The sequence below is a fragment of the Kocuria sp. BT304 genome, assembly GCF_003290245.1.
Classification (GTDB): domain Bacteria; phylum Actinomycetota; class Actinomycetes; order Actinomycetales; family Micrococcaceae; genus Kocuria; species Kocuria rhizophila_A.
On sequence record NZ_CP030039.1, the window covers coordinates 1,092,915 to 1,117,439 of the forward strand.

General features: G+C 72.0%; 20 protein-coding genes. 17 read left to right on the forward strand and 3 right to left on the reverse strand.

The features are described from left to right. Positions 1–132 precede the first annotated feature (132 nt). From DNL27_RS04995 to DNL27_RS05005, 3 genes are read left to right on the forward strand one after another with little or no spacing between them, the layout of a single operon-like run. Entirely contained in the window at positions 133–807 is a 675-nt protein-coding gene (locus DNL27_RS04995) for an SAF domain-containing protein (protein ID WP_112234882.1), read from the forward strand. Beyond that, positions 804–2,447, forward strand: coding sequence for a hypothetical protein (locus tag DNL27_RS05000; protein ID WP_112234883.1), 1,644 nt, complete (start codon positions 804–806; stop codon positions 2,445–2,447). Before DNL27_RS04995 ends, DNL27_RS05000 begins: the two co-directional genes overlap by 4 nt. Before the next feature lie 21 nt (positions 2,448–2,468). Next, positions 2,469–4,052 (forward strand): sensor histidine kinase, encoded by a 1,584-nt coding sequence (locus tag DNL27_RS05005; protein WP_112234884.1) that lies wholly within the window; start codon positions 2,469–2,471, stop codon positions 4,050–4,052. Positions 4,053–4,211: 159 nt separating this feature from the next. Here DNL27_RS05005 and DNL27_RS05010 read toward each other — a convergent pair whose 3' ends face one another. Then, a complete protein-coding gene (locus tag DNL27_RS05010) occupies positions 4,212–4,460 on the reverse strand; it encodes a WhiB family transcriptional regulator (RefSeq protein ID WP_019309413.1) in 249 nt (82 codons plus the stop codon). 301 nt (positions 4,461–4,761) lie between these two features. On the opposite strand from DNL27_RS05010, the gene DNL27_RS05015 reads away from it, so the two are divergent. Then, the gene (locus DNL27_RS05015) at positions 4,762–5,193 is read left to right on the forward strand and encodes a hypothetical protein (RefSeq protein ID WP_112234885.1); all 432 of its coding nucleotides are present in this window, start codon (positions 4,762–4,764) and stop codon (positions 5,191–5,193) included. 23 nt (positions 5,194–5,216) lie between these two features. Here the strand turns inward: DNL27_RS05015 and DNL27_RS05020 are convergent, their stop codons facing one another. After that, positions 5,217–9,692 (reverse strand): FtsK/SpoIIIE domain-containing protein, encoded by a 4,476-nt coding sequence (locus DNL27_RS05020; RefSeq protein ID WP_112234886.1) that lies wholly within the window; start codon positions 9,690–9,692, stop codon positions 5,217–5,219. A gap of 178 nt (positions 9,693–9,870) precedes the next feature. Between DNL27_RS05020 and DNL27_RS05025 the strand changes: the two genes are divergently transcribed. From DNL27_RS05025 to DNL27_RS05045, 5 genes are all read left to right on the forward strand, one after another. Next, positions 9,871–11,052, forward strand: a complete 1,182-nt coding sequence (locus tag DNL27_RS05025) for a glycosyltransferase family 4 protein (protein WP_112234887.1) — start codon at positions 9,871–9,873, stop codon at positions 11,050–11,052. 222 nt (positions 11,053–11,274) lie between these two features. Next, on the forward strand, positions 11,275–12,462 hold the full coding sequence (gene glf / locus DNL27_RS05030) for a UDP-galactopyranose mutase (RefSeq protein WP_112234888.1): 1,188 nt from the start codon (positions 11,275–11,277) through the stop codon (positions 12,460–12,462). Then, positions 12,459–14,489, forward strand: coding sequence for a glycosyltransferase (locus tag DNL27_RS05035; RefSeq protein WP_112234889.1), 2,031 nt, complete (start codon positions 12,459–12,461; stop codon positions 14,487–14,489). Before glf ends, DNL27_RS05035 begins: the two co-directional genes overlap by 4 nt. A gap of 101 nt (positions 14,490–14,590) precedes the next feature. Further along, positions 14,591–15,463 (forward strand): ABC transporter permease, encoded by an 873-nt coding sequence (locus tag DNL27_RS05040; RefSeq protein WP_112234890.1) that lies wholly within the window; start codon positions 14,591–14,593, stop codon positions 15,461–15,463. Positions 15,464–15,466: 3 nt separating this feature from the next. Then, positions 15,467–16,393 (forward strand): ABC transporter ATP-binding protein, encoded by a 927-nt coding sequence (locus tag DNL27_RS05045; RefSeq protein ID WP_112234891.1) that lies wholly within the window; start codon positions 15,467–15,469, stop codon positions 16,391–16,393. A gap of 90 nt (positions 16,394–16,483) precedes the next feature. Here DNL27_RS05045 and DNL27_RS05050 read toward each other — a convergent pair whose 3' ends face one another. Next, entirely contained in the window at positions 16,484–18,541 is a 2,058-nt protein-coding gene (locus tag DNL27_RS05050) for a DUF6541 family protein (protein WP_162627098.1), read from the reverse strand. Between the two features lie 151 nt (positions 18,542–18,692). Between DNL27_RS05050 and DNL27_RS05055 the strand changes: the two genes are divergently transcribed. From DNL27_RS05055 to DNL27_RS05090, 8 genes are all read left to right on the forward strand, one after another. Then, positions 18,693–19,358, forward strand: coding sequence for a glycosyltransferase family 2 protein (locus DNL27_RS05055; protein WP_012397970.1), 666 nt, complete (start codon positions 18,693–18,695; stop codon positions 19,356–19,358). A 15-nt stretch (positions 19,359–19,373) separates the two neighbouring features. Further along, on the forward strand, positions 19,374–19,853 hold the full coding sequence (locus DNL27_RS05060) for a DUF2304 domain-containing protein (protein WP_112234893.1): 480 nt from the start codon (positions 19,374–19,376) through the stop codon (positions 19,851–19,853). A 208-nt stretch (positions 19,854–20,061) separates the two neighbouring features. After that, a complete protein-coding gene (locus tag DNL27_RS05065) occupies positions 20,062–21,504 on the forward strand; it encodes a CpaF family protein (RefSeq protein ID WP_239494460.1) in 1,443 nt (480 codons plus the stop codon). Beyond that, positions 21,501–22,358 carry a type II secretion system F family protein gene (locus DNL27_RS05070; protein WP_112234894.1) on the forward strand — a complete coding sequence of 286 codons (858 nt, stop codon included), beginning with the start codon at positions 21,501–21,503 and terminating at the stop codon, positions 22,356–22,358. The genes DNL27_RS05065 and DNL27_RS05070 overlap by 4 nt, the downstream gene beginning before the upstream one ends. Beyond that, positions 22,355–23,299: a type II secretion system F family protein gene (locus tag DNL27_RS05075; protein ID WP_112234895.1), complete on the forward strand. Its 945-nt coding sequence runs from the start codon at positions 22,355–22,357 to the stop codon at positions 23,297–23,299. Before DNL27_RS05070 ends, DNL27_RS05075 begins: the two co-directional genes overlap by 4 nt. Positions 23,300–23,340: 41 nt before the next feature. Continuing rightward, complete coding sequence (locus DNL27_RS05080; RefSeq protein WP_012397995.1) at positions 23,341–23,565, forward strand: hypothetical protein; 225 nt, start codon at positions 23,341–23,343, stop codon at positions 23,563–23,565. Further along, a complete protein-coding gene (locus DNL27_RS05085; protein ID WP_239494461.1) occupies positions 23,537–23,947 on the forward strand; it encodes a TadE/TadG family type IV pilus assembly protein in 411 nt (136 codons plus the stop codon). The genes DNL27_RS05080 and DNL27_RS05085 overlap by 29 nt, the downstream gene beginning before the upstream one ends. Beyond that, positions 23,925–24,479, forward strand: coding sequence for a hypothetical protein (locus tag DNL27_RS05090; protein WP_239494462.1), 555 nt, complete (start codon positions 23,925–23,927; stop codon positions 24,477–24,479). Before DNL27_RS05085 ends, DNL27_RS05090 begins: the two co-directional genes overlap by 23 nt. Positions 24,480–24,525: the final 46 nt, after the last annotated feature.

Genomic DNA, 24,525 nt, shown 5'->3' on the forward strand with positions numbered 1-24,525 from the left:
GCGGGATCGGGCATGGAACCGTGGTCACCTCTGTCCACATGATGTTCGTCACGGTTCCGCCGCCCGTGCCCGGCCGTGCACACTCGGGAGTGCCCGGCGGGGGACCGGGGTTCTCGGGGAAGGACGCACGACATGGCCAGTAGCACCGCAGCGCGGGAGCGTGCCGGGCAGGCACCCACCGCGGCGGCCCGTTTCCGCAAGCCCACCTGGCGGGATCCCCGTCTGCTCGTGGGGCTGCTGCTCGTGCTGCTCTCGGTGCTCGGAGTGGTGCTGCTGGTGGCCACGACCAACCGCAGCGAGCCCTACTACGCCGCGGCCGAGGACCTCGCCGTGGGGCAGCGGATCACCCCGGAGGACCTCACCACCGTGGACGCGCACCTCGCCCAGGTGGCCGGCGGCTACGTGCCAGGCGGTCAGCCCCTGCAGGAGAACGCCGTGGTGACCCAGCGGGTGGCCCGTGGCCAGCTGGTCCCGGCGGCGTCGATCGGCACCGCGGACGCCCTGGACCGCACGCCCGTGGGCATCGCCCTGCAGACGCCCCTGCCAGCCCAGGCGGATCCGGGAGCGCACGTGGACGTGTGGGTCGCCCGCCCCAAGACCTCCGGGCGCGGCTTCATGGAGCCCAAGAAGCTCGTCCCGGGCGCGGAGATCGCGCGGGTGGACACCAAGGACACCGCGCTGGGCGGCAGCGGCGGGGTCACCGTGCACGTGCTCGTGACTCCGTCCCAGGTGGGTCCGCTCGTGGACGCGCTGGGCAACGACGCCAAGGTCACCCTGGTGCTCGACACCGCGGGGAGCCGCTCGTGAGCATCTCGGTGGTCACGCTCGGGCCCGGCACGTGGGACCTCGTGGACCGTCTCGAACGGCTGCACGGGGACGTGACCGTGGTCCGGCGGTGCCTGGACCTCTCCGAGCTGATCGCGTGCGCGCACACCGGCATGGCGCACGCCGCCCTCGTGGCGGAAGGTGCTGAGGACCTCACGGCGAGTCTGCTCGGGCAGCTCGCGGACGCGGGGCTGCGCGTGCTGGTGGTCGAGGGGCACGACGCCGCCCGGCCCGCGCTCGGGGTTGCCCGGGTGCCGGCCGCGGCCACCGGTGCGGAGGTGGCCGAGCTGATCCGCGAGACGCTGCGGTCCCCGGAACCGGGCCATCGCGCGGCCCCCGGCTCGCGCCGCGGCACGGGAACCGGCACGAGCACGGGGGACTCCGACGACCGCACTGCTGCGCGGGGCGCCACACCATCCGCTGGTGCGGCCCCGCAGGGCCCTGCCGCCTTAGGACGCACCGGGCCGTTCGAGGGTGCCGCGTCCTCCGCCGGCGGGATCCCCGTGCCCGAGGACGCCGCCGGAGGGACGGCGGGTGCGGCGTTCGGCGACGGTGGCGCGGACTCCACGACCGACGTCGTCCCGGACGGTGACGCCCGGGGCGCGGCCGAGCCGCCGGACCGGGACACGGGACGGAACGCCGCGGGGAATGGGAGCGGTTCCGGCACGGAGGGGACGTGGGCACCGGACGCCCACGACGACGCCGCCCTCACGGATCCCGAGGACGCGACCGTGCGCGTGGTCGCGGTCTGGGGTCCGACGGGCGCCCCCGGCCGGACGGCCACCGCGCTGAACCTCGCGGCCGAGGCGGCGCTCGCGGGCCGGCGTGTGCTGCTGGTCGACGCGGACACGTACGGGGCCTCCGTGGCCGCGAGCCTGGGGATGCTCGACGAGGCAGCCGGGATCGCCCAGGCGTGCCGGCTCGCGGACCAGGGGCGGCTGGACGTGGCCGGTCTGCGCCGGTGTGCCACGGCCGTCTCCGTGGCCGGCGCGTCCGTGGACGTGCTCACGGGGATCACGCGCCACGACCGGTGGCCGGAGCTGCGGGGATCGGCTCTCGACATCGTCTTCGACCGGGCCCGTGAGGGGTACGGGCTCGTGGTGGTGGACACGGCCTTCGGTCTCGAGGCGGACGAGGAGATCACCACGGACTTCCTCGCCCCGCGGCGCAACGCGGGAACGCTCAGTGCCGTGGCCGCGGCGGACACGGTCGTGGCGGTGGCCGCCGCGGACGCGCTCGGCGTGCCTCGTATGGTCAAGGCGCTGCCGGATCTGGAGGAGGCCGCCCCGGACGCCCGCGTGGTGGTGGTCGCGAACAAGCTGCGGGCCGCGGCCGCCGGGCACTCCGCGGCGGCGTCGGTGGCCGAGGCGTGGGAGAGGTTCTCGCCCGGGCACCGGATCGCGCACACGCTCGCGTGGGACCCGTCGGCGTGCGACGACGCGCTGCTGGCCGGGGCCGTGCTCGCGGAGACCGCACCCCGCAGCGAGCTGCGCCGACAGTTCACCGAGCTGGCGCGCACGGTGCTCGGCGGTGGGCGGGTCCCGCAGCCGGAGCCCACGGTGCGGCTCGCGGCGGGTACTAGGCTGGGGCGTCGGATGGGCGCGTGGCTGCGCCGCGGGTGAACGTGGAAAGGCGGTCCCGGCATGGCATTCACAGATCCGCTGCGCAGTACGGCGGACTTCGACGCCGGTGACGCCGAGTGGCTCCACCTGCTGGTGGGGGACTGGCAGCTGCTGGCGGACCTCGGGTTCGGGGACCTCCTGCTGTGCTTCCCGCGCTCGGTGGTTCCCGCCCACGAGAGCCCCACGGGCCAGCCGGCCCCCGCCGAGGGCAGCGAGTTCCTGGTGCTGGCCCACGCCCGGCCCACCACGGGGCCCACGGCCTACCAGAAGGACATGGTGGGGGAGGTGGTCACGGACGCCGCCGCGCGCACGCTGCGCCGCGCCTGGATCGACCACAGCATCGAGCGTGCTGGGCCCTCGGAGTGGTCGAGTCTCGCCTCGCGCTCCGTGACCCTGGTGCCCCTCGTGCGCAACCGGCGCACGATCGCCGTCGTCAGCCTGACCACCGACCCGCAGCGGGACAGGCTGCCCTCGCGCATGGAGCTGGTCTACCGGGAGTCGGCCGCGGACCTGCTGCGCATGGCCAACCAGGGCACGTGGCCGGACTTCGCGGTGCGCAGCGACTCCCGCCGCGGTGCGCCGCGCGTGGGGGACGGGATGCTGCGCCTGGACGCGTCCGGCGTGGTGCAGTTCTGCTCCCCCAACGGACTCTCCACGTTCCGCCGGCTCGGGCTGCAGGGGGACCTCACGGGCCAGAACCTGTTGGGGGTGGCCCGTCGTCTCCCGCTCACGGCACCGGGCGTGGACGAGACGCTGGCCCCGGTGCTGGCGGGCACCATGCCGTGGCGCGCGGAGCTGTCCACGGTGAAGGCCTCCGCGACCCTGCGGGCCATCCCGCTGCGGCAGGGCTCCGAGCGCACGGGCGCGCTGCTGCTGTGCCGCGACGTCACCGAGCTGCGCCGGCGGGACCTGCAGCTGGTGTCCAAGGACGCCACCATCCGCGAGATCCACCACCGCGTGAAGAACAACCTGCAGACGGTCTCGGCGCTGCTGCGGCTGCAGTCGCGCCGGATGCACTCGGATGAGGGCAGGAACGGGCTGCAGCAGGCCATGCGGCGGGTGAGCTCGATCGCACGGGTGCACGAGTCCCTGTCACAGGAGATCTCCGAGGACGTGGACTTCGACGACCTCATCCGCCACCAGGTCAAGCTCGCCGTGGAGACGGCGTCGGCCGGCCAGCACGTGCGCACGCGTTTCGAGGGCACGTTCGGGCGGCTGCCCTCCAAGAGTGCCACCTCCGTGGCGCTCGTGGTCAACGAGCTCGTGGCGAACGCCGTGGAGCACGGGCTCAGGGACAGGGACGGCACCGTGGTGCTGTCGGTGCGCCACCTGGAGGACGAGGCGACCGACGCGGGGGACACCCGGCGGGTGCTGGAGATCGCGATCAACGACGACGGCTGCGGGATGGGCCCCACCGTGATCGAGGAGTCCGGTGTCAGCGCCTACCGCCCGCCCTCGGAGGGTGAGGGGCTCGGGATGCAGATCGTGCGCACGCTGGTGGCCAGTGAGCTGCAGGGCAGCATCCGCTGGCAGACCGCACCCGAGGGCGGCACGAGCGTGGTGATCACTGCCCGGTTCCCGCAGAAGGCCTTGGGACGGGGCTGAGCGCAGCGCATCCCGCGGGTCGACCGGGTCCTGTCCGCGCGGGGACCGGTGCCGCGAACGACGCGGTCCCCGCAGCCGCCTGGTGACCAGGGTGCTGCGGGGACCGGTGGGAACCGCGCGGGGGAGCGGTGGGCGGCACGCAGCCGCGGCCCCGGGGTCTCAGGAGGCGCGGCGGGCGCGGGCGGCGCGGCGCTTGAGGGCGCGGCGCTCGTCCTCGCTCATGCCGCCCCAGACGCCGGCGTCCTGGCCGGACTCGAGGGCCCACTGCAGGCACGTGTCCATGACCTCGCACGTGCGGCACACGGCCTTGGCTTCCTCGATCTGCAGCAGGGCGGGGCCGGTGTTCCCCACGGGGAAGAACAGTTCGGGATCTTTCTCCAGGCAAGCTGCGCGACTACGCCAGTCCATGACGATGACACCGCTCCTTTCACATGTCGTGGTGCGCCCGCCCGCGGGCACCCTGACGACGCGGCGAGCGGCCGTGTGGAGGAAAACCTGGGTGGGACACAGAAAAGGCCCGGGGGATCGGGCCTTTGGGGATCTGTCAGTAGTTTCCCACGTAAACACAGCGTAAACAAGGGTGTGAGCGGTACATCACATCGCGGATTCGCTGCAGCCCGCGGGCTGTGCTAAGTGACCGGGTGCCGGGGCGGCCCCACCGCGGCTCACTAGAGTGGTGGCGTCCCCGATCTCCTCGAAAGGCCACCCCATGAACGTCCCGGCTGCCCGCTCCACGTCCCACGCCACCGGACCGCGTCCGTGGACCGCGGCCGTGGTCTCGGTGCTCGTGGCCATCGAGGCCGTGGCCCTGCTCGTGGTGGCCGTCGCCCAACTGGTCTCGCTCGTCACGGGACACGTGCTCCCCGTGACGGGAATCCTCTTCGCGGCCGTGGTGCTCACGGGCGGCGCCGTGTGGCTGGGCGCGGCGGCGCGCGGGGCCTGGAACGGACTGCGCTGGCCGCGGGCGGCGGTCCTCGTGTCCCAGGCGTTCCTGCTGATCGTGGGGCTCTCGTTCCTGCAGTCCGTTCCGGGGGGCTGGGGTCTGGGTGTGGCGGCCGTGGCCGTGGTCACCATCCTGTGCCTGTTCGCCCCGCCCACCGTCGCGTGGATGCACCGCACACGGGACGACGCCGCTCGCTGACCATCCTCCCCGCCGGGCACGGCTCAGTCCTCCTGCGAGCTCGTCTGCGGCGCGTGCTTGCCGGGCGACGGGCACTGCACGGGCTCCACGGCCCCGCCCCGCAGCCAGAATCCGCGTCCCGGAGGCCCCCCGGTGCCGTGGCCGGTGAGGGAGGCGCCAAAGGCGTCCGCGTCGAACGCCCTGCGGGGTCTCAGCAGCAGGGTGTCGACGGTGTGGCGCCACGCCAGCAGGGGCGGGAACGTGACGGCCGGGGCGTCGGTGAGCTGGATCCCCACGATCAGCCGGGCCCCCGGTTCCGCCCACGCCCGGTCTCCGTGCTCCGCGTGTGACCTGGCCGGGACCCAGGCGGTGGACAGCGCCCGCAGCACCTCGGACGGCAGCCGGTCCGCGTCGTCGAGCAGCACCGTGGTGGGGCGCGTGACCCGCTGCAGCTCACCCATCAGGGCGTGCACCTCCGCGACCGTGGCCAGCACCGGCCGCAGCACGCGTGGCGGGCCGTCGTGGGGTGCGCCGGTGCCGGATCCCCCGGGAGCGACCGGACCGGTGAGGCTCCCGTGGACCGAGTCCAGGAACGTGCTGCGCCCGGACCGGGCGGGGCCGGCCACCACGAGCGTGGCCCCTGGGCCCCACGGGTGCACGGCAGTGATCCCGTCCCGCGCCATGCCCAGGAGCAGTCCGTCCACCCGGGTGGCGGGGGCTTCCCACGCCGCGGGCAGCGGAAGGGCCGGTGGCCACCGGTGCCGGCCGTGCGTCGTCGACCCTGCGGTGAACCGCCCGGCACCCTGCCGCGGCGGCGTCTCGGCGGGGGTGCCGGGGAGCTGGACCACGGCCATGCCCTCGGGTACCGGAGCGGCACCCGAGGGGGAGCAGCGCCCTGCGGCCGGCCCGCCCAGGGCCGCGCGGTGCAGGCGCACGGTGAACGGGGGAAGTCTGGGCCAGTGCATGAGGCCGTCCGCGGGCTGGCCGGCCGGGAGGTGGAGACGGTTGGGGCACAGGTGGGACGCGCGTCCGGTCACGAGCATCCGGTCCCCGGCCACGAGCGCGGAGAGCCCGGCCGTGGTGCCGGCGTCCACGAGGGCCATCAGATCGTCCTCGAGGTGGGCCCAGGCGCCGGCGCGCAAGTGCTGGCAGCAGCGGTCCCAGTCGTCGACCGCGAGGACCGCGCGGGGCTCCGGGCCGCCGTGCCGCTCGACGTCCCCGGTGCCGTTCGCGCCCCGTTCCGTGGCCGCACGCAGCGCTCGCAGCACGTGGGCAACGTCCGCTGGGTGCTCCGCCCGGGCCCAGCCGCGCACGGCAGGGTGCAGCACCTCGCCGTCCCCCGTGAGCAGACCGGGCACCCCACGCCCCGAGGCCGTGATCAGGTACAGAGCCACCGGTTCGCTGCCGCGCCCGGGCGCCACGACGCCGCCGGGCCCGGGGGCGTTCCGGGCGCCGGATGCGTGCCGGGCGGTCGCGTGCCGCTCGCAGGAGATCGCCGTGCAGGCGTGCAGCAGCGCCAGAAAGCTCTCGCGCACGGCCGAGGGCCGCCCGACGAGCGCCATGGACCCGTCCGTCCAGGGGCGCCACACGGCCCGGCCGCACCAGTGCCCGGCGGGATTCTCCGCGGGCCCGAGGTCGACGCCGTCCTCCGTCGCGGGCCCGGGGGAGAAGGAGTGGGGCAGGGACGTGGGGACCGCCCGCTCCGAGGCGTCCGCCTCGACGGGCACGCAGGGCCCGCGCACGGCCTTCGTGTCCCAGGCCTGCGCGACGTCCCGCACGCACGCCTGGATGCCCGCCCCGGCGGTGCCCGTCGTCTGGACCGGGGACGTCCCGGCGGGGACGGAGGGCCCGGACAGTCGGCGGTCGCGGTGCCCGTCCGAGGGACCGAGGAACTCCACCGTGAGCGGTTCCGGCGCCGGGGCCCGCAACCGGGTCAGCACGGCGGCCTGCACCTCCACGGGGCCGTCCCCGCGGTCCAGGAAACCGCGCCCCGGCAGGGACGGCGGAATCCGGCAGGCACGCCCTTCACCGATCACGTCCATGGACTCCTGCTCCGTGCGCACCCGCAGGCACAGGGCCTGGGAGATGTTCGTCCGCACGTCCGCGGGCAGGGCACCCTGGGGCCGCTGGGTGGCGAGCACGAGGTGGACGCCCAGGGAGCGGCCCACCGCGGCGACCACGGCGAGTTCGTGGGCGGCGTCGGGGAACGCGTCCGTGAGCATCTTGGCCTCGTCCACGACGACCACGAGCTCACGGATGACCGGGTTCCCCGCGGCGTCCAGTGCACCCCGCAGGTTGTGGGCGCCGTGGGCGGCCAGCACGCGCTCGCGGCGCTGCAGCTCGGAGCGCAGGAACACGAGGGCGCGGCGGACCTCGTCCGGCCCCAGGTCCGTGAGCAGGGTGGTCACGTGCGGCAGCCCGGTCAGCGGGGCGAGAGCGGCGCCGCCCTTGAAGTCGACGAGCACGAACTCGAGCCGCCGCGGCGAGCACTCCAGCGCGAGTCCCGCCACCAGGGTCCGCAGCACCTCGGACTTCCCGCACCCTGTGGTCCCCGCGACGAGCAGGTGCGGGTTCTCGTCGTCCAGCTCCACGCGTTCCACGCCCCGGGCGGAGACGCCGATGGCGGTCCCGAGGGGCCGCGGGGAATCCGAGGAGGGGCCCGCCGCGCGGTCCGCGCCTTCTCCGCGCGCCGCCGCCGGGGCGGGAGCCATCCGCGACACCTTACTGCTCCGGCCGGGCTGGGTGGGCGACGTTCCCGGGGTCGGCTCGGGACGCGACGCGCCCCGCGGGCCCAGCAGCTCGTGGGATGCCACGACGCGGGGCACCTCACCCTGTCCCGGCACACCGGCTGATGCCGCTCTCCGGAGCCACGCCCCGATCGCATCGCGGGCGGTGCGCCGCGTGACGGTGTCGGCGAGGAAGTCCACGGTGGTGCGCTGCTCGTCCGCCGAGAGCCCCGGCACCGCCGCGCACTCCGGAGTGGACAGGCGTACCAGGGCCCCGAGCGCGGTGATGGTCGCGCTGCCGGCGGCCGGGTCCTGGGCGGTGGACACGACCACCCGAACCACCCCGGCACGCACGGGGTGGCGGCGCGCGTCCTCCGGGGTCAGGACCTCCATCGCGGTGAGCCGGGAGGCCGTGTCGTCCGGACGACCCGCTCGGTCCCCGGGTGCCTCGGCGGCCACGGGAGGGGCCCACGAGAGGTCGCGGGAGACGACCAGCCGCGCCAGGGCCCGAGGCCCCGTGAACAGCTGGAGGACCAGCGAGGTGAGCAGACCCTCGGTGCGCTCGCGGTCCAGGGCCAGGGTCAGCGGGGGCAGTGCTGCGAGGTCGACGAGCACGGGTGCGTGCCGGTGGGTGACGTCCTGCAGCGTCGCCGAACGACCGCGTTCCAGCCCGCCCGCCCGGGTGCCGTGACCGAGGCGCACCCAGCGCGCGGCGTCGTCGTCCGCGCTGGGGGAACTGTCCGGGGGAACACGCGCCGGGACGGGCTGGAACCTCCTGCCGTGTGGGGGTGTCCCGACGCGGGGTCCGGCGGTGCCGGGGTGGGCCCCCGGGCCCGGTGTGAGGCATGCCCGCACCACCTCGGCCGCCGAGGGGGCGGCGTGCTCGCAGCGGCGCAGGTCGCGCTGCAGAGCGGCCGCGACACGACGTCGCTGCTCGGCCCGCACCCCGCGGTCCACCCACCAGCCCGCGGCCGAGGTGAGCGCCCCCAGGGCGCTGAACACCAGGAAGAACCACCAGCGCGTCACCAGTGCGATGCCGATGCCCGCGAGCAGCGGCAGGGCGCCCGTGACCATGGTGGCGGCCGCGCGGCGCCGGGAGGGGACGTCCACGCTCAGCAGCTGCGCGGGATCCGCGTCACGGGCGGTGAAGCCGGCCGGCGTGCTGTTCGGCGACGTCAAGCCGGGACTCTCAGCGGTGTCATGGGGAGGGTCCAGCCGGAGCCGGCAGGCGCACCGGCCCCACCGCAGGCGGATGCTGTCCCCGGGTGCCAGGGAGGTCCCGGCGGGCAGCACACGCACCGCGGTGGCATCCACCTGCAGGGACACGGCCGTCCGCCGGTCCGTGGCCGCCCCGTGCGGAACGAGCGCGGGGCCCTCGGACGTCAGCTCCACGGCGTGGTGACCGCGGGGCAGCACCAGCCGGGTCCCCGCGCCGGTCCCCTCCGTCACGGTCAGGGTGGCACCGGTGCGGGGCCCGGTGGAGTGGGGCCCGGTGCCGGTCGCGCTCCGGTCGGGCTGACCGGGACCCGTGCCCACGACCCGGTTGGGTCCGGTCGTGGCACGCGGGGCCGTGGCGCCGCCGTCGAGCTGGACGGTGGCGCCGTCGCACAGGGGAGCGGTTCCCAGGCGGGTCAGGGACAGCGGCGTCCCGTCGACCGTGGCCAGCCCCGCGGCGCCGGTCCGCCGCTCGAGCTCAGCGGCGAGCTCGGCTCCGCTCACCCCGGGCGGCGCGGTGACGCGCACGGGGTGGGAGGTGTCGGACCCGTGGCGGACGAGGTGCAGGAGCAGGTGCATGTTGGTAGTGCACGCGTCCCCGGTGCGACGGGCGCGCGCACGTCCACGCAGTGTGCAGACCCACCCACGGACCCGGTGGCCGGGCGCGTCCTGTGCAGGGCCGTTGCCGCGGCCGAAGGCCGGCACACCAGCTCCGGAAGTGCGACGACCCCGGGACAACCGTGAGACAGTGAGGGCCATGAAACCCCGCAAGGTCGTCATCGTCAGCCGCATCTTTCTCCCCGAACCGGCCGCCGCGTCCTTCCGCCTCGCGGCGCTCGCCCGGGGCTTCGCCGCCGAGGGCGCTCAGGTCACCGTCCTGACCACCCGCCCGCCGAAGGGCATGGACCCCGCCTCCGTCTCGGAGCCCTACGACATCGTGCGCGTGCCCGTGCTGCGTGACAGCGAGGACTACGTGCGCGGCGTGGCGCAGTACCTGAGCTTCGACGTGCAGGCGTTCGCGCGGCTGCTGGTCATGGACGCGGACATCGTCGTGAGCGAGCCGCCGCCCACCACGGGGCTCGCGGTGTGGCTCTCCAGCGCCCTGCGGCGTCGTCCGTACATCTGGTACAACCCGGACGTGTGGACCTCGGCGACCCTGAACATGGACGTACCCGGCGTGGTCACCCAGCTGATGCGCGCCGCGGAGACCGTCGCGGCGCGTGGCGCCGGGGGAGTCATCACGGTGTCCGAGTCGATGGGCGAGGAGCTGCACCGTGTCACCGGCACCCCGTGGGACCGGATGTTCGTGGCGGAGAACGGGATCGACACGGACACGTTCACGCCGGAGGGTCCCGTGGCGGACGTGCCCGCGCCGTACTTCGTGTATGCGGGCTCGATCTCCGAGTGGCAGGGCATGGACGTGTTCGTCGAGGGTCTCGCGCGGATCCTCCCCCGCCACCCGGACGCCACCCTGCACGTGCTGGGGCGCGGCTCGGACCTGTACCGGGTGCAGGAGGTCGCCGCGCGCGTGGCCCCCGACAACGTAGTCTTCCACGGTGTGCAGAGCCCAGCGCGCACGGCCTCGTTCCTGCGGGGCGCGGTGGCGGCCCTCGCCTCGGTGGTGCCCCACACGGGCTACGACTTCGCGAAGCCCACCAAGCTCTACGCCGCGGCCGCGTGCGGTGCTCCCTCCATCTACGCGGGCGTGGGCGCGGGTGTCACGCTCGTGTCCGAGAACCACCTGGGCACACCGGTGGAGTTCACCCCGGACGCAGTGGCGCGGGCCATGGAGCTCGCGCTCGCCGACGCCCGCGACGGCGCCCGGGAGGAACAGCGCGCCCGCCGTGCCGCATGGGCGCGCGACCACGCCTCGCTCGCGGCCTCCGGACGGGCCGCGGCGGCCTGGGTGCTCAGTGGTTTCCACCGCGCGTCGCAGTGATGACGCCGCGCTCGGCGGGTCGTCGTCGGCGGTGCGGTGGCCGGGTGGAACCGGTCACGACGACGCCGCGGGCCCCGTCGGGCGTGCCGGTGCGCGTGGGCGTGACGCCGCCCACGCCGTCCCGTGTGTGCGAGTCACACGGGGTCTGACCGGCCGCGTCCGGTATTTTTAGCCAGGACGATGTCCGTGCATGGATCACGGAAGACCCCCTAGGAGGGACACATGAACACTGATCTGGTGGTCGTGGGCTCGGGACTGTTCGGTTTGACCGTGGCAGAACGAGCGGCACGCGAATTGGGTGTGAAGGTCACGATGATCGACCGTCGGCACCACCTGGGCGGCAACGCCTACAGCGAGAACGAGGAGCGCACCGGGATCGAGGTGCACCGCTACGGGGCCCACTTGTTCCACACCTCCAACGAGCGCGTGTGGGAGTACGTGAACCGCTTCACCCAGTTCACCAACTACGTCCACCGCGTGTACACCCGCCACCAGGGCGAGGTGTACCCCATGCCCATCAACCTGGGCACGATCAACCAGTTCTTCCGTGCGGCGTACTCGCCCGGCGAGGCCCGTGAGCTGATCCGCGAGCAGGCGGGGGAGCTCGCGGGCACCGACCCGCAGAACCTCAACGACAAGGGCATCCAGCTGATCGGACGTCCCCTGTACGAGGCGTTCATCAAGCACTACACCGGCAAGCAGTGGCAGACGGACCCCAAGGACCTGCCCGCCTCGATCATCTCCCGGCTGCCCGTGCGCTACACGTACGACAACCGGTACTTCAACGACACCCACGAGGGCCTGCCCGTGGACGGGTACACCGCGTGGCTCGAGCGCATGGCGGACCACCCGAACATCGACGTGCGCCTGGACACGGACTTCTTCGACGACTCCCAGGAGTTCTCCAAGTCCAACGTGGTGGGCCAGGTCCCCGTGATCTACACGGGTCCTGTGGACCGGTACTTCGACTACGCCGAGGGCGACCTCTCCTGGCGCACCATTGATCTCGAGGAGGAGGTCCTGGGCATGGAGGACTTCCAGGGCACCTCGGTGATGAACTACCCGGACGCGGACGTGCCCTACACCCGCATCCACGAGTTCCGCCACTTCCACCCCGAGCGGGACTACACCAAGGACGCCACCGTGATCATGCGGGAGTTCTCCCGCTTCGCGGAGAAGGGCGACGAGCCCTACTACCCCGTGAACACTTCCCAGGACCGCGAGAAGCTGCTGGCCTACCGGGACCTCGCCAACGGCGAGTCCTCGGTGCTGTTCGGCGGCCGCCTGGGCACCTACAAGTACCTGGACATGCACATGGCCATCGGCTCGGCGCTGTCCATGGTGGACAACAAGATCGCACCGCACTTCACCTCGGGTGCGCCCCTGACCAGCGGAGGAGTGGACGAGTGAGCGAGCAGCACGTGACGCAGGCCGGTCAGCCCGAGCCGAAGACCACCGAGAACCAGCAGTACCTCGCGAAGATCAGCACCCGGCCCAGCACCGCGGCGGATCTGCGGGAGGTGGCGCGCGTGGTGTTCCCCGCGAACAAGGACCTCGACGCCCTGCCGCTGTACATCGACGGGCCCATCAACGTGGAGGGCCCCTCCTCCGCCGGGTCGGACACCGCCAACCAGCACCCGGACGACATCATCTCGCGCCGCTCGGTGCGGATCCGCCCCGGGCGCCGCGTGTCCTTCGGCTCGTACTTCAACGCGTTCCCGGCCTCGTACTGGCGGCGCTGGACCGTGGCCGAGTCCGTGGTGCTGCGCGTGCGCACCTCTGGAGCGGGTTCCCTGATCGTCTACCGCTCCAATGCCCGCGGCGTGTCCCAGCGCGTGGAGGACCGCCGGGTCAGCGGGGACACTACGTGCGAATTCGAGCTCACGCTCGCCCCGTTCGGGGACGGCGGCTGGTACTGGTTCGACCTGATCTCGGACGAGGAGGGCATGGTGCTCGACGCCGCGTCCTGGCTCGTGGCGTCCCAGGACCGCCCCGTGGGCCGCGTGAGCCTGGGGGTGACCACGTTCAACCGTCCCGACTACTGCGTGAACACCATCAAGACCATCGCCCAGGCGGACGGTCTGGACGAGATCCTGGACGAGCTCATCATCGTGGACCAGGGCAACAAGCTGGTCCAGGACGAGCCGGACTTCGCCGAGGCGGAGCAGGCCATGGGTGGGAAGCTGCGCATCATCCGCCAGGGCAACATGGGCGGTTCGGGTGGCTTCGCGCGCAACATGTACGAGGTCGTGGAGGGGCGCCGGACCCCGGACGGGGTCGAGAAGTCCGACTACGTGCTGATCCTCGACGACGACATCCTGCTGGAGTCCGAGGGCGTACTGCGCGCCACCGCGTTCGCGGACATGTGCCACACCCCGTCGATCGTGGGCGGGCACATGTTCGACATGTACAACAAGCCGCTGCTCAACGCGTACGCGGAGGTCGTGAACTCCTACCGCTTTCTGTGGGGTCCCATCGACGGCCTCGGTGCCGTGGACTTCGCGGAGCGCGGCCTGCGCTCCCGGCCCAGGCTGCACCGGCGCTGGGACGCGGACTACAACGGCTGGTGGATGTGCCTGATCCCGCGGGTGATCCTGGAGGAGATCGGGCTGTCGTTGCCGGTGTTCATCAAGTGGGACGACTCCGAGTACTCGCTGCGCGCCAAGGCCGCGGGCTACCCGACCATCTCCCTGCCGGGTGCGGCCGTGTGGCACGTGTCCTGGGCGGACAAGGACGACGCCGTGGACTGGCAGGCGTACTTCCACGAGCGCAACCGTCTCATCGCAGCCCTGCTGCACTCTCCCTTCTCCAAGGGCGGGCGCATGCTGCGCGAGTCCATGACTACGGAGACCAAGCACGTGGTGTCCATGCAGTACTACCCCGCCAGGTCAGTGCTGCTGGCCATCCAGGACGTGCTCGCGGGCCCGGACCGGCTGCACGAGATGCTGCCCACCCGCATGCCGCAGATCCGCGCCATGAAGGAAGAGTACTCGGACGGGCGCGTGGTCAAGGACCTCTCCCAGCTGCCCCCGGTGCGGCGTGCCAAGCCGCCCAAGCGCATGGAGGCTCCCAAGTCGCCCACCAAGGCCCAGCTCATCCCGTGGGCCCTGCGCACCGTTCTCAAGCAGACGCTGCGCCCGGTGCGGGACATGGCCAAGGAGTACCCGGAGGCCACGGTCGCGCACATGGACGGGCACTGGTCCTACCTGGCCACCCTCGACTCCGCGATCGTCTCCAACGCGGACGGCACGGGTGCCTCCTGGTACCGCCGGGACCCCGCACAGGTGCGCGAGCTGATGACGGAGAGCACCAGGCTGCACGCCGAGCTGCTGTCCCGGTGGGACGAGCTGAGCGAGCAGTACCGTGCGGCGCTCCCGGAGATCACCTCGGTGCAGGCCTGGGCGCGGACTTTTGCGGAGAACGGCACCGCGCAGTAGTTTGACCCCTGCTCGACGCCGCACGCTCACCCGGGCGTGCGGCGTCGGCGTGCATTCGGCCAGCGGCGCCACCGCCGCGCCGCGCCAGGAAAGGACGGCAGATGGACAGCCAAGCCCCCGCAACGCACTTGCGGCCTCCGGGGCAGGACCGGGGTCTGCGGGACGTGTTCGCGAACAGGTTCCTGCTCAGGCTGATCGTGGACAAGGAGATCCAGATCAGGTACCGGGGCACCGTCCTGGGCCTGCTGTGGTCCTACCTCAAGCCGGGCGTGCAGTTCCTGGTGTTCTACATCGCCATGGGTGTGTTCCTGGACCTGAACCGCGGGATCGAGAACTTCGCGGTGTACCTGTTCTCGGGCATCGTGGTGATGAACCTGTTCTCCGAGGTCTTCGGCAACGCCTCCAGGTCCGTGGTGGCCAACGGTGGTCTGCTCAAGAAGATCTACCTGCCGCGCCAGCTGTTCCCGGTGTCAAACCTGCTGGTGGCCATGATCCACTTCGTCCCGCAGCTGGCCATCCTGCTGGTGGCCTGCTTCCTCACGGGCTGGCACCCGGGGCTCAAACAACTCGGGGCCGTGGTGGTGGGCACCGGGATCATCGCCCTGTTCTCGCTCGCACTCGGGATGCTGTTCACCACGTTCAACGTGTTCTTCCGGGACGCCGAGAACATCGTGGACCTGTTGATCATGGTGTCCACGTGGGCCTCACCCGTGCTCTACATGTGGACCATGGTGCACGAGAAGCTGTGGGACTGGGTGTACTACGTGTACATGCTCAACCCGCTGACCGTGGCCGTGGAGCTGTTCCACTACGGCTTCTGGTTCCCCACCACGGACACCCCGCAGATCTGGCACCTCCCGCCGCACCTGCTCACGGGGTGGACCCCCCTGGCCCTCGTCACCAGCCTGATCCTCTACTTCCTCGCGGACAAGCTGTTCCGTTCTCAAGAGGGCAACTTCGCGCAGGAGCTGTGAAAAATGTCTAGTTCAACCACCCAGCCCACTCCGGGGCGCACCGACGCGGACCTGGCCATCCGGGTCAGCCACATGACCAAGGAGTTCGTGCTGCGCCACACGCGCTCCATGAAAGAGGCCTTCGTCTGGCTCGTGAAGGGCCGCAAGGGGGACCTGACCGCCAAGTTCACGGCGCTCAACGACGTCTCCTTCGACATCCACGACGGCGAGACGGTCGCGCTGCTGGGCTTCAACGGCTCGGGCAAGTCCACCACGCTGAAGATGATCTCCGGTGTGATGAACCCGGATTCGGGTGAGATCCTCACGCGCGAGAAGGTGGCCGGCCTGATTGAGGTGGGTGCAGGCTTCCACCCGGACCTCACGGGCCGGGACAACGTCTACCTCAACGGCGCCATCCTGGGGATGACCAAGGAGGAGATCGACGAGAAGTTCGACGACATCGTGGCCTTCTCCGAGATCGCCGATTTCATCGACACCGAGGTCAAGTTCTACAGCTCGGGCATGTACCTGCGGCTCGCGTTCTCCGTGGCCATCCACACGGATCCCGAGGTGTTCCTGGTGGACGAGATCCTCTCGGTGGGTGACGAGCCCTTCCAGAAGAAGTGCATCGGCCGCATCAAGGACCTGGTGCGACGCGGCAAGACCCTGGTGGTGGTCTCCCACGATCTCAACCTGGTGATGGACATCTGCGAGCGCGGCATCGTGATGGACCACGGCACCAAGGTCTTCGACGGCAGCGTGTACGGCGCGGTCGCCCACATGCGCAACCAGCCGGAGGAGGACGTCCGCAGGGAGCACGAGGAGGGCGTCGCCCGGGCACTGGAGGACAAGCGCCACAAGCGGGAGTGGCAGGCGCGCGAGGCTGCCGAGCGCGGCGAGGAGTTCGTGCCCCAGTACGATCCCGACCTGGACGGCCCCCTGGCGGGCTGACCGGGCCCGGTCCGCACCCGGACCGGAGAACGACGGCGCCGCGAGAGTCCTGCTCTCGCGGCGCCGTCGTTCTCCGTGGCCCTGGAGGGCTCAGTCGCAGCCCACGACCTTGTAGAGGACGCTGCCGCCCTGGCGGTCGACTTCCTCGTAGTGGTCTCCGGGAACGTCGTGGACGTCCGTGTAGGCGGGGAAGTCGTCCCAGTCCGGCGTGTCCGGGATCATGGCCCGGCTGCCGAAGTCGAGGACGTAGTCGATGCCCGACTCCCGCACCGCCTCGCACGCCTCGACCGACTTCGAGGGGTCTCCCAGGTCCCACCGCACGGTGGATTCGGCGGGGGAGAGATCGGTGAAGATGTGGGGGGAGGTCACGTGGCGGTCGGCCACGCTGTAGGCGAGGCTCGCGCCGGTCCACGGATTGACCCCGATGAGCGCGTCCTCGGGCACCTCCTCGTCGAGCCGCTTCAGCAGCTCGTACTCGTCGGGAGTGATGCCGAAAGAGGCAGCGTCGATCCGGAAGGCATTGCGGAGGTAGGGGTCCATGTGACGGAAGGGCTCCTCCTGCGTGGCCGGGAGCATGAGGACGCACAGGATCACGGAGACGACCACTTCGCACGGAACACGCCACCGCACGATGCGGGGGGCGGCCAGGTGGGGCGGGAAGAAGACGTCCACGACCGACGAGACGAACACGGCGGTCAGCAGCACCCCCGTCAGCGGCAGGAGGGCGGCGAGCCGGGCGGAGTCCTCGTACCAGGGCCCGACGAGCCAGGAGCGCATCGGCACGCTCGGCGCTCCGGCCGCATAGGTGTACAGCACCAGCGTGCTCACGTGGGTGAGGGCAACCCACAGGTACCTGCGCCGCCAGATGCTCACGATCAGGCCCAGCATGGACCCGATGGCGAATGCCCAGGGGACCTCGTCCCGACCGTTGGGGGCCAGCAGGAGCGCCTGTCCCAGGGCCGTGGTGAGTGCGGTGTCCGATGGACGGTCGTAGTGGGTCTGGAGCGAGGACCAGATGAGGGCGAAGACCGCGGTCGTCGCCACGATCACGGTTCCCCACAGGGCCAGCTTCCGGTAGTAGCGCGAGGGGCTGCTCACGCGCACGAGCGACGGCTGGGTGAATCCCTCCAGCGAACGACGGATCCGCCAGCCGCTGCGGGTCAGCACCATCAGGGAGGTCGCCACGAGCAGCGTGGCGAGGGTATTGGGCTGAGCCACGCCCAGGGCCCCGATGGTCGCGAGCAGCACGATCACCTTGAGGCCGATCCCGGTGGGGAGACCCCGGGTGACCCCGGTCAGGGACGCCGTGACGGCCACGGCCAGCGGCAGCAGCGCCAGGGACAGGATGTTCGGCAGCAGGGGGCCGTAGTTCAGGAGCGCGAACGGGAACGCGCTCAGCGCGGAAGAGCCGACGCCGGCGGCCACGAGGGGGAGGGGGCGGAAACCCGTGACCGTCCCCACGAGGGTGACCAGGGCGAGGGGCCACACCACCGAGCACACCACCAGGATGACCGCATTGGTGGTCACGAAGACGTCGTCGCTCGTGCCGGTCATGGCGAGGGCCCCCAGGCTGTGCCACAGGGAGGGGTAGAACGCGAACGCTTTCTCGGGCGAGATCATGGTTCCGAGACTGAGGGCGGAGGCGTTGCCCGTTTCCGAGATGTACCGCACGGCATTGAGGTGGAACAGGACGTCGAAGCGCTGGGGGAACGACTCCGCGCTGGGCATTGCATCACGCAGGCGGGAACTGATCAAGTAACCGCCCAGACCCGCCGAGACGAGGGCCGAGAGCAGCCCGTGCCAGGGCACACGGTGTTTCTCATCCACGGGGTGGGTGTAGACCATCGTGAGGCGGTGCCACCGGGCGGTGGCCGGGCCCGCCTGGGGGCGGGGGCGCACCAGGACCGTGAGAACAGCGGCGAGGACCCAGACCACGAGGCACCCCACGAGTACCGAGGCCCAGTGCCAGGGCACGTGCAGGAGCCCCAGGACCATGGCGAGAGCACCCAGGACGGCTGCGGATCCAAGTGGCGCGAACAGCAGTGCTCGTGCTCGGGACGCCGAGAGAGCCCGCCACAGCCCGTACCCGGGAACGAAGAGAGCGGCTGTGACCCACACGAGGGAGAGCAGGCCGATGTTGGGAAGCAAGCGGGGTTCCTTCGACAGGGGGGGCGTAGGGGGTCTGAGGAAGTATATCGCCGGGGTTCCTCCGAGTGACCAGGCGGGACGCCCCCGTTCCCTGCGTTTTGCGTGGTGCCGGGTGCCCTGGGGGTGCCGCACGCTGTGGAACAATGGGCGGGTGAGTCGAGCGTGGATTGTGATGCCCGTGTACAACGAGGCCGAGGTGGTGGGCGAGGTCCTGGAGAGTCTCCGGAAGACCTTCCCCCACGTGGTGTGCGTGGACGACGGTTCCCGGGACGACTCCGCTCAGATCTGCCGGGACGCCGGGGCTGTGGTGGTCCAGCACCCGATCAACCTGGGGCAGGGTGCCGCGCTGCAGACGGGCTTCGAGTACGCCCTGCAGGATCCGGAGATGGACTGCGTGGTCACGTTCGACTCGGACGGCCAGCACCGCGTGGTCGATGCGTACGACATGGTCCAGCGCATCCGCAGCGGGGAGGCAGAGGTGGTGCTCGGCTCGCGCTTCCTCGACGACCGCACCCAGGTGTCCACGCTCAAGCGCCTCGTGCTGCGCACGGCCGCGTTCGTGTCCAAGTTCACGAGCGGCATGGACCTCTCGGACGCCCACAACGGGCTGCGCGCGATCGACCGGGCCACCGTGGCCGAACTGCACCTCAAGCAGAACCGCATGGCCCACGCCTCGGAGATCGTCAACCGCTTCGCGGAGCTGCAGCCCCGCTGGGTGGAGCATCCCGTGGAGATCATCTACACGGACTACTCGCGCGGCAAGGGCCAGTCCCTGCTCAACGGCGTGAACATCCTGGCCGAACTGTTCGTGAAGTAGCGGAGGCGCACCCCCATGACCATCGTGGTACAGATCGTCCTGATCCTCGCCGTGGCCTACGGCGCCCTCACGCTCGTTCGTGGCGGGGCCAACGCCAAGCACCAGGCCATCCGCCGGCTGGCCGCCGTGGCGTTCTTCCTGTTCGCGGCCGTGTCCATCCTGGTGCCGGACCTCGTCACGCAGGTGGCCCGCGCACTGGGCATCGGCCGCGGCACCGACCTGGTGCTCTACGCGCTCGTGGTGCTGTTCATGGTCACCCAGTACACCTCGGCCCAGCGCCGCCGCGTGGAGGAGAACAATGTGACGCGCCTGGCCCGTCACATCGCCATCGCGGAGACGGAGAAGCCGTGGGAGCACGACGCCGCCCACGCCCAGCGGCCCTCGGTGCTCACCTTCGCCGCGGCGTCGCCCACCGCGCGTCCCGCCGACGTCCAGAACGAGGGCCCAGCCGACTCGACGGACGACGCCGCACGGGGCGGCTCCACGGCCATCTGACCACGCGGGCACCACGGTGACCCGTGTCACTTTTCATGAGGATGCATTCTGCGTCCGAGCATGACGTGGCGCACCCGTTCATCGGCGCAGGTCAGGGCGGTTATCCACAGATCAGCGCCGCGGTCGTGTCCACGGCCCCCGATTTCCCCTAGCGTTCCCCCAGAGATGACCAGTCAGTAACGGGTTCGGGGGAACCCCAGGGGGAGCCATGGCCACGGGTGTTGCCGAGGACGCGATCGGACTGATCGAGGCGGACGTGCGCGAGCAGATCCGCCGCGCGGGGCTCGATCCGCTGCACGAGGTGGAGCCCACCCGCCAGATCGTGGCCTCGGTGGTCTCCGATTACGACGTCCGCTCGGCGCGTGCCGGGCTGCCCCGGCTCCAGGATCTCGAGGCCGCACGGAAGACCGTGCTGGACCTCGTGGCCGGCTACGGGCCCCTGCAGCCCTATCTGGACGACCCCGAGGTCGAGGAGATCTGGATCAACGGGCCCGCCGAGATCTACGTGGCCCGCGGCGGCGAGTCCGAGCTGACCAGCCTGGTGCTCAGCGAGTCGCACGTGCGCACCCTGGTGGAGCGCATGCTCAAGTCCTCGGGGCGCAGGCTGGACCTGAGCTCCCCGTTCGTGGACGCCTCCCTGCCGGACGGTTCCCGGCTGCACGTGGTCATCCCGGACGTGACCCGGGCGCACTGGGCCGTTAACATCCGCAAGTTCGTGGCCCGTGCGCGGCGGCTGAGCGACCTCGTGGCGCTGGACTCGCTCACGGTCCAGGCCGCCGAGTTCCTGCGGGCCGCCGTGGAGTCCGGGCTGAACATCCTGGTCTCCGGCGCCACGCAGGCGGGCAAGACCACCATGCTCAACTGCCTGTGCGCCGCCATCGGGCCGCGGGAGCGGGTGGTCACGGTCGAGGAGGTCTTCGAGCTCAAGGTGGCGCTGCGCGACGTCGTTGGCATGCAGTGCCGCCAGGCGAACCTGGAGGGGACGGGCGAGATCCCGCTGCGCCGACTGGTCAAGGAGGCGCTGCGGATGCGCCCGGACCGGCTCGTGGTCGGGGAGGTGCGGGAGGCCGAGAGCCTGGACATGCTGATCGCCCTGAACGCGGGGCTGCCGGGGATGTGCTCGCTGCACGCCAACTCCGCGCGGGACGCCGTGACCAAGATCTGCACCCTGCCCCTGCTGGCCGGCGAGAACATCAGTTCCGCGTTCGTGGTCCCCACCGTGGCGTCGTGCTTCGACCTGGTGGTGCACTGCCACCGCGACCCCACGGGACACCGTCACGTCGCGGAGATCCTGGGCATCGGCAACCGGGTGGAGAACGGCGTGATCGAGACGTACCCGATCTTCCGGCGCCAGAACGGCGTGCTGCGGGCGGTGGCCTCCGAGGTGCCGTCACCGGAGCGGTTCGAGCGCGCGGGCCACGTCCCCGCGCAGCTGCTGCACGACGACGCCGTCGGCGCCCCAGATGCCCCCGAGTCCCCGGCCTCTCGACCGGCCGCGGCTCACCACAGGGGTCCGGGCGGCAGCGGATCCGACCGTTCGCGCTCCCGTGACGGCCGCGCCGCAGGTGGCGGTCGACGGCAGAACGGCCGTGGCTCCCGGGCCGGCCGTGGCTCCCGGGCCGGCCGCGGCACCGGGCGGGTGGCACCGTGAGCGCGTTCGTGGGCGCGGTGCTGGGGGCCGGGGTGTTCCTCGTCTGGTGGTCGTGCTGGACGCGGCCACCCGTGCAGCGGACCCGGCACGCCAGGACCGGCCGGTTCCGCACCCTGCTGCTGCAGGCGGACCTGCCGGGGATCTCGCTCGGCGCCTTCATCGGACTGAGCCTGCTGCTCGCGGGGGTGGCCGGGGTGCTGGTGCTCGCCCTGACCTCGGCTGCGGTCTTCGGCCTGTGCGTCTTCCTGGTGACCCTCTGGGTCCCCCTGTGGTTCGTGCGGCGCCGGGCCCGCCGCCGCACCGCGGTGCTGCGCGAGGTGTGGCCGGACGTGGTGGACCACCTGCGCTCGGCCATCCGCGCGGGCATGGGGCTGCCGGAGGCCCTGATGCAGCTGCAGTACCGCGGCCCGGAACCGCTGCGCCCGGCCTTCGCCCGGTTCGCCGCCGACTACCGGGCCAGCGGTCAGCTCCACGGCTCGCTCACCATGCTCAAGCAGCGCCTCGCGGATCCCGTGGCGGACAACATCGTGGAGGCCCTGCGGGTCACCCGTGAGGTCGGGGGAACGGACCTGGGCAAGCTGCTGGGCACCCTCTCCGAGTTCCTGCGCGAGAACGAGCGGACCCGCAGCGAGCTCGAGGCCCGCCAGTCGTGGACGGTCAACGCCGCGCGGCTCTCCGTGGCCGCCCCGTGGCTGATCCTCGGCCTCATGGCCACCCAGCCCGCGGCCGTCCAGGCCTACAACACCCCGGCGGGCGCGGTGGTGCTGCTCGGCGGACTGGCGGTGTCCGTGGCGGCCTACCAGCTCATGCTCCGCCTCGGCGCGCTGCCCACCGAACGGCGGGTGCTGCGATGAACGTCCCGCTGACCTCGGCGCTGCTCGGACTCGTGCTGGCCCTCGGCCTGAGGCTGCTGCTGGGCGCCGTGAAGGCCGTGGGCGCACCCAGCTTTGCGGACCGGATCGCACCCCAGCTGCGCGCCGCGGAGCTGGCCGGGGGGTACGACGGCGGCGGGTGGCACGCGAGGCGCGCCCGCGGACGCTCCCTGACCGGTGCCGCCGGCAGCGCCGCGATGTCCTGGATCCTGCAGCGGGCGGCGCCGCTGTTCTCCAACACGGAGGTGCTTGCCCGCAGGCTCGTGCGGGACGGCTCGCGCAAGGACGTCATGGACTACCGGGCGGAGCAGGTGCTGTGCGCGGTCGCGGGTGGTGTGCTCGGCGGCGTCGGGGGCATCGCCCTCGTGCTGCGGGCCGAGGTCAGCGTGGCGATCGTGGCCGTGGGCGTCGTCCTGGGCGCGGGCTGCGGCGTGTGGCTGCGCAACAACCTGCTCAGCCGCAGCATCCGCCGGCGCGAGAAGCTCATGGTCGAGGAGTTCCCCGCGGTCGCCGAGCTCATGGCCCTCGCGGTGGGAGCGGGGGAGAGCACCGTGGGGGCGCTGGAGCGCGTGTGCCGCGTGGCCGAGGGGGAGCTGGCCGGGGAGTTCCGCGCCGTGCTCGCCCAGACGCGCGCGGGCTCCGGTCTCACCACCGCCTTGCAGGACTTCTCCGCACGCACCGACGTGGTTGCGCTGGGGCGTTTCGTGGACGGCATCGTGGTGGCCATCGAGCGCGGCACGCCGCTCGCCGAGGTGCTGCGCGCGCAGGCCCAGGACGTCCGGGACCACGACAAGCGTGTGCTCATGGAGGTGGCGGGCAAGAAGGAGATCGCGATGCTCGTGCCCGTGGTGTTCTTCATCCTCCCGCTGAGCGTGGCGTTCGCGGTGTTCCCGGGGCTGGCCGTGCTGGACCTCGGATTCTGAGTGGATCTTCCGTACCGACCAAGAGCCAGAAGGAGACGATCATGAAATACCTGGTGCGCTGCCGATCGACCGTGTGGTGGCTGCTCGCCGTCGCCCTGCCCGCGCGGCTGGGCGCCCGGCAGGAGGACCCCGACCGCGGGGACGTCCCCGGCTGGGTCATGCTTACCCTGATGTCCGCCGTGCTCGTCGCGGGGCTGCTGCTGATCGCCCGCCCCGCTCTGGAAGGGCTCTTCCAAGATGCGATCAACCGCGTCTCCGGCCTGTGAGGACACCCGGGGCCCGGATGCCGGCAGCGCGGTGGCGGAGTACGTCATGGTTCTGGCGCTCGCGCTCGTGCTGTTCGGGATGATCCTCCAGCTCGGCTTCACCCTGCACGTGCGCAACACACTGATCGACGCCGCGGCGGCCGGGGCCCGGTACGCGAGCCTCGCGGACCGCACCGACGAGGACGGCGCACAGCGCACGCGGGGGATCATCACGGACACCGTGGGCGCCGCCTATGCGCAGGACGTCTCGGTGACCCGCACGAGTGTGGGGAGGCTGCCCGCCGTGGAGGTTCGTGTGGTGGCGCCGTTGCCGGTGGTGGCCACGCTGGGGCCGCCCGCCTCCCTGGAGGTGAGCGGGCATGCAGTGGACATGGACGCGTGAGCAGCCGGGCATTGCCGGGGTCGGGTGCTCGGGCCGCGCCGCCGCTCCCGATGACCGGGACCGGGGCAGCGCCGCCGCCGCTCCCGATGACCGGGACCGGGGCAGCGCCGCCGCCGCTCCCGATGACCGGGACCGGGGCAGCGCCGTGGTGGAGTTCATCGGCCTGGGCCTGCTGCTGCTGGTTCCGGTGATCTACCTGGTGCTGACGGTGGCGAGGGTCCAGGCGGGGTCGTTCGCCGTGGTGGCCGCCGCCGAGCAGGCCGGGCAGGCGGTCTCGGTGCTCGAAAGCCGGGAGCTCGACCGCACCGGTGTCCACGACGTCGCCGCCGTGGCGGCCCAGGACCACGGCTTCGCGCCGCAGGACCTCACCCTCAGCGTCTCGTGCTCCGACGGGTCGTGCGAGTCCGCGGGGGCGGTGGCCACCGTGCACGCGAGTCTGGGCGTGACCCTGCCCGGCATGCCCGGGTTCGTGACGGCCCGGGTGACCACGCTGACCGCCGACGTCACCGTGGTCTCGGGGCGGTACTCGTGAGCGCGGGACCCGGACCGGTGCGGGCCGCGCGGACGGGGCGAGGGCG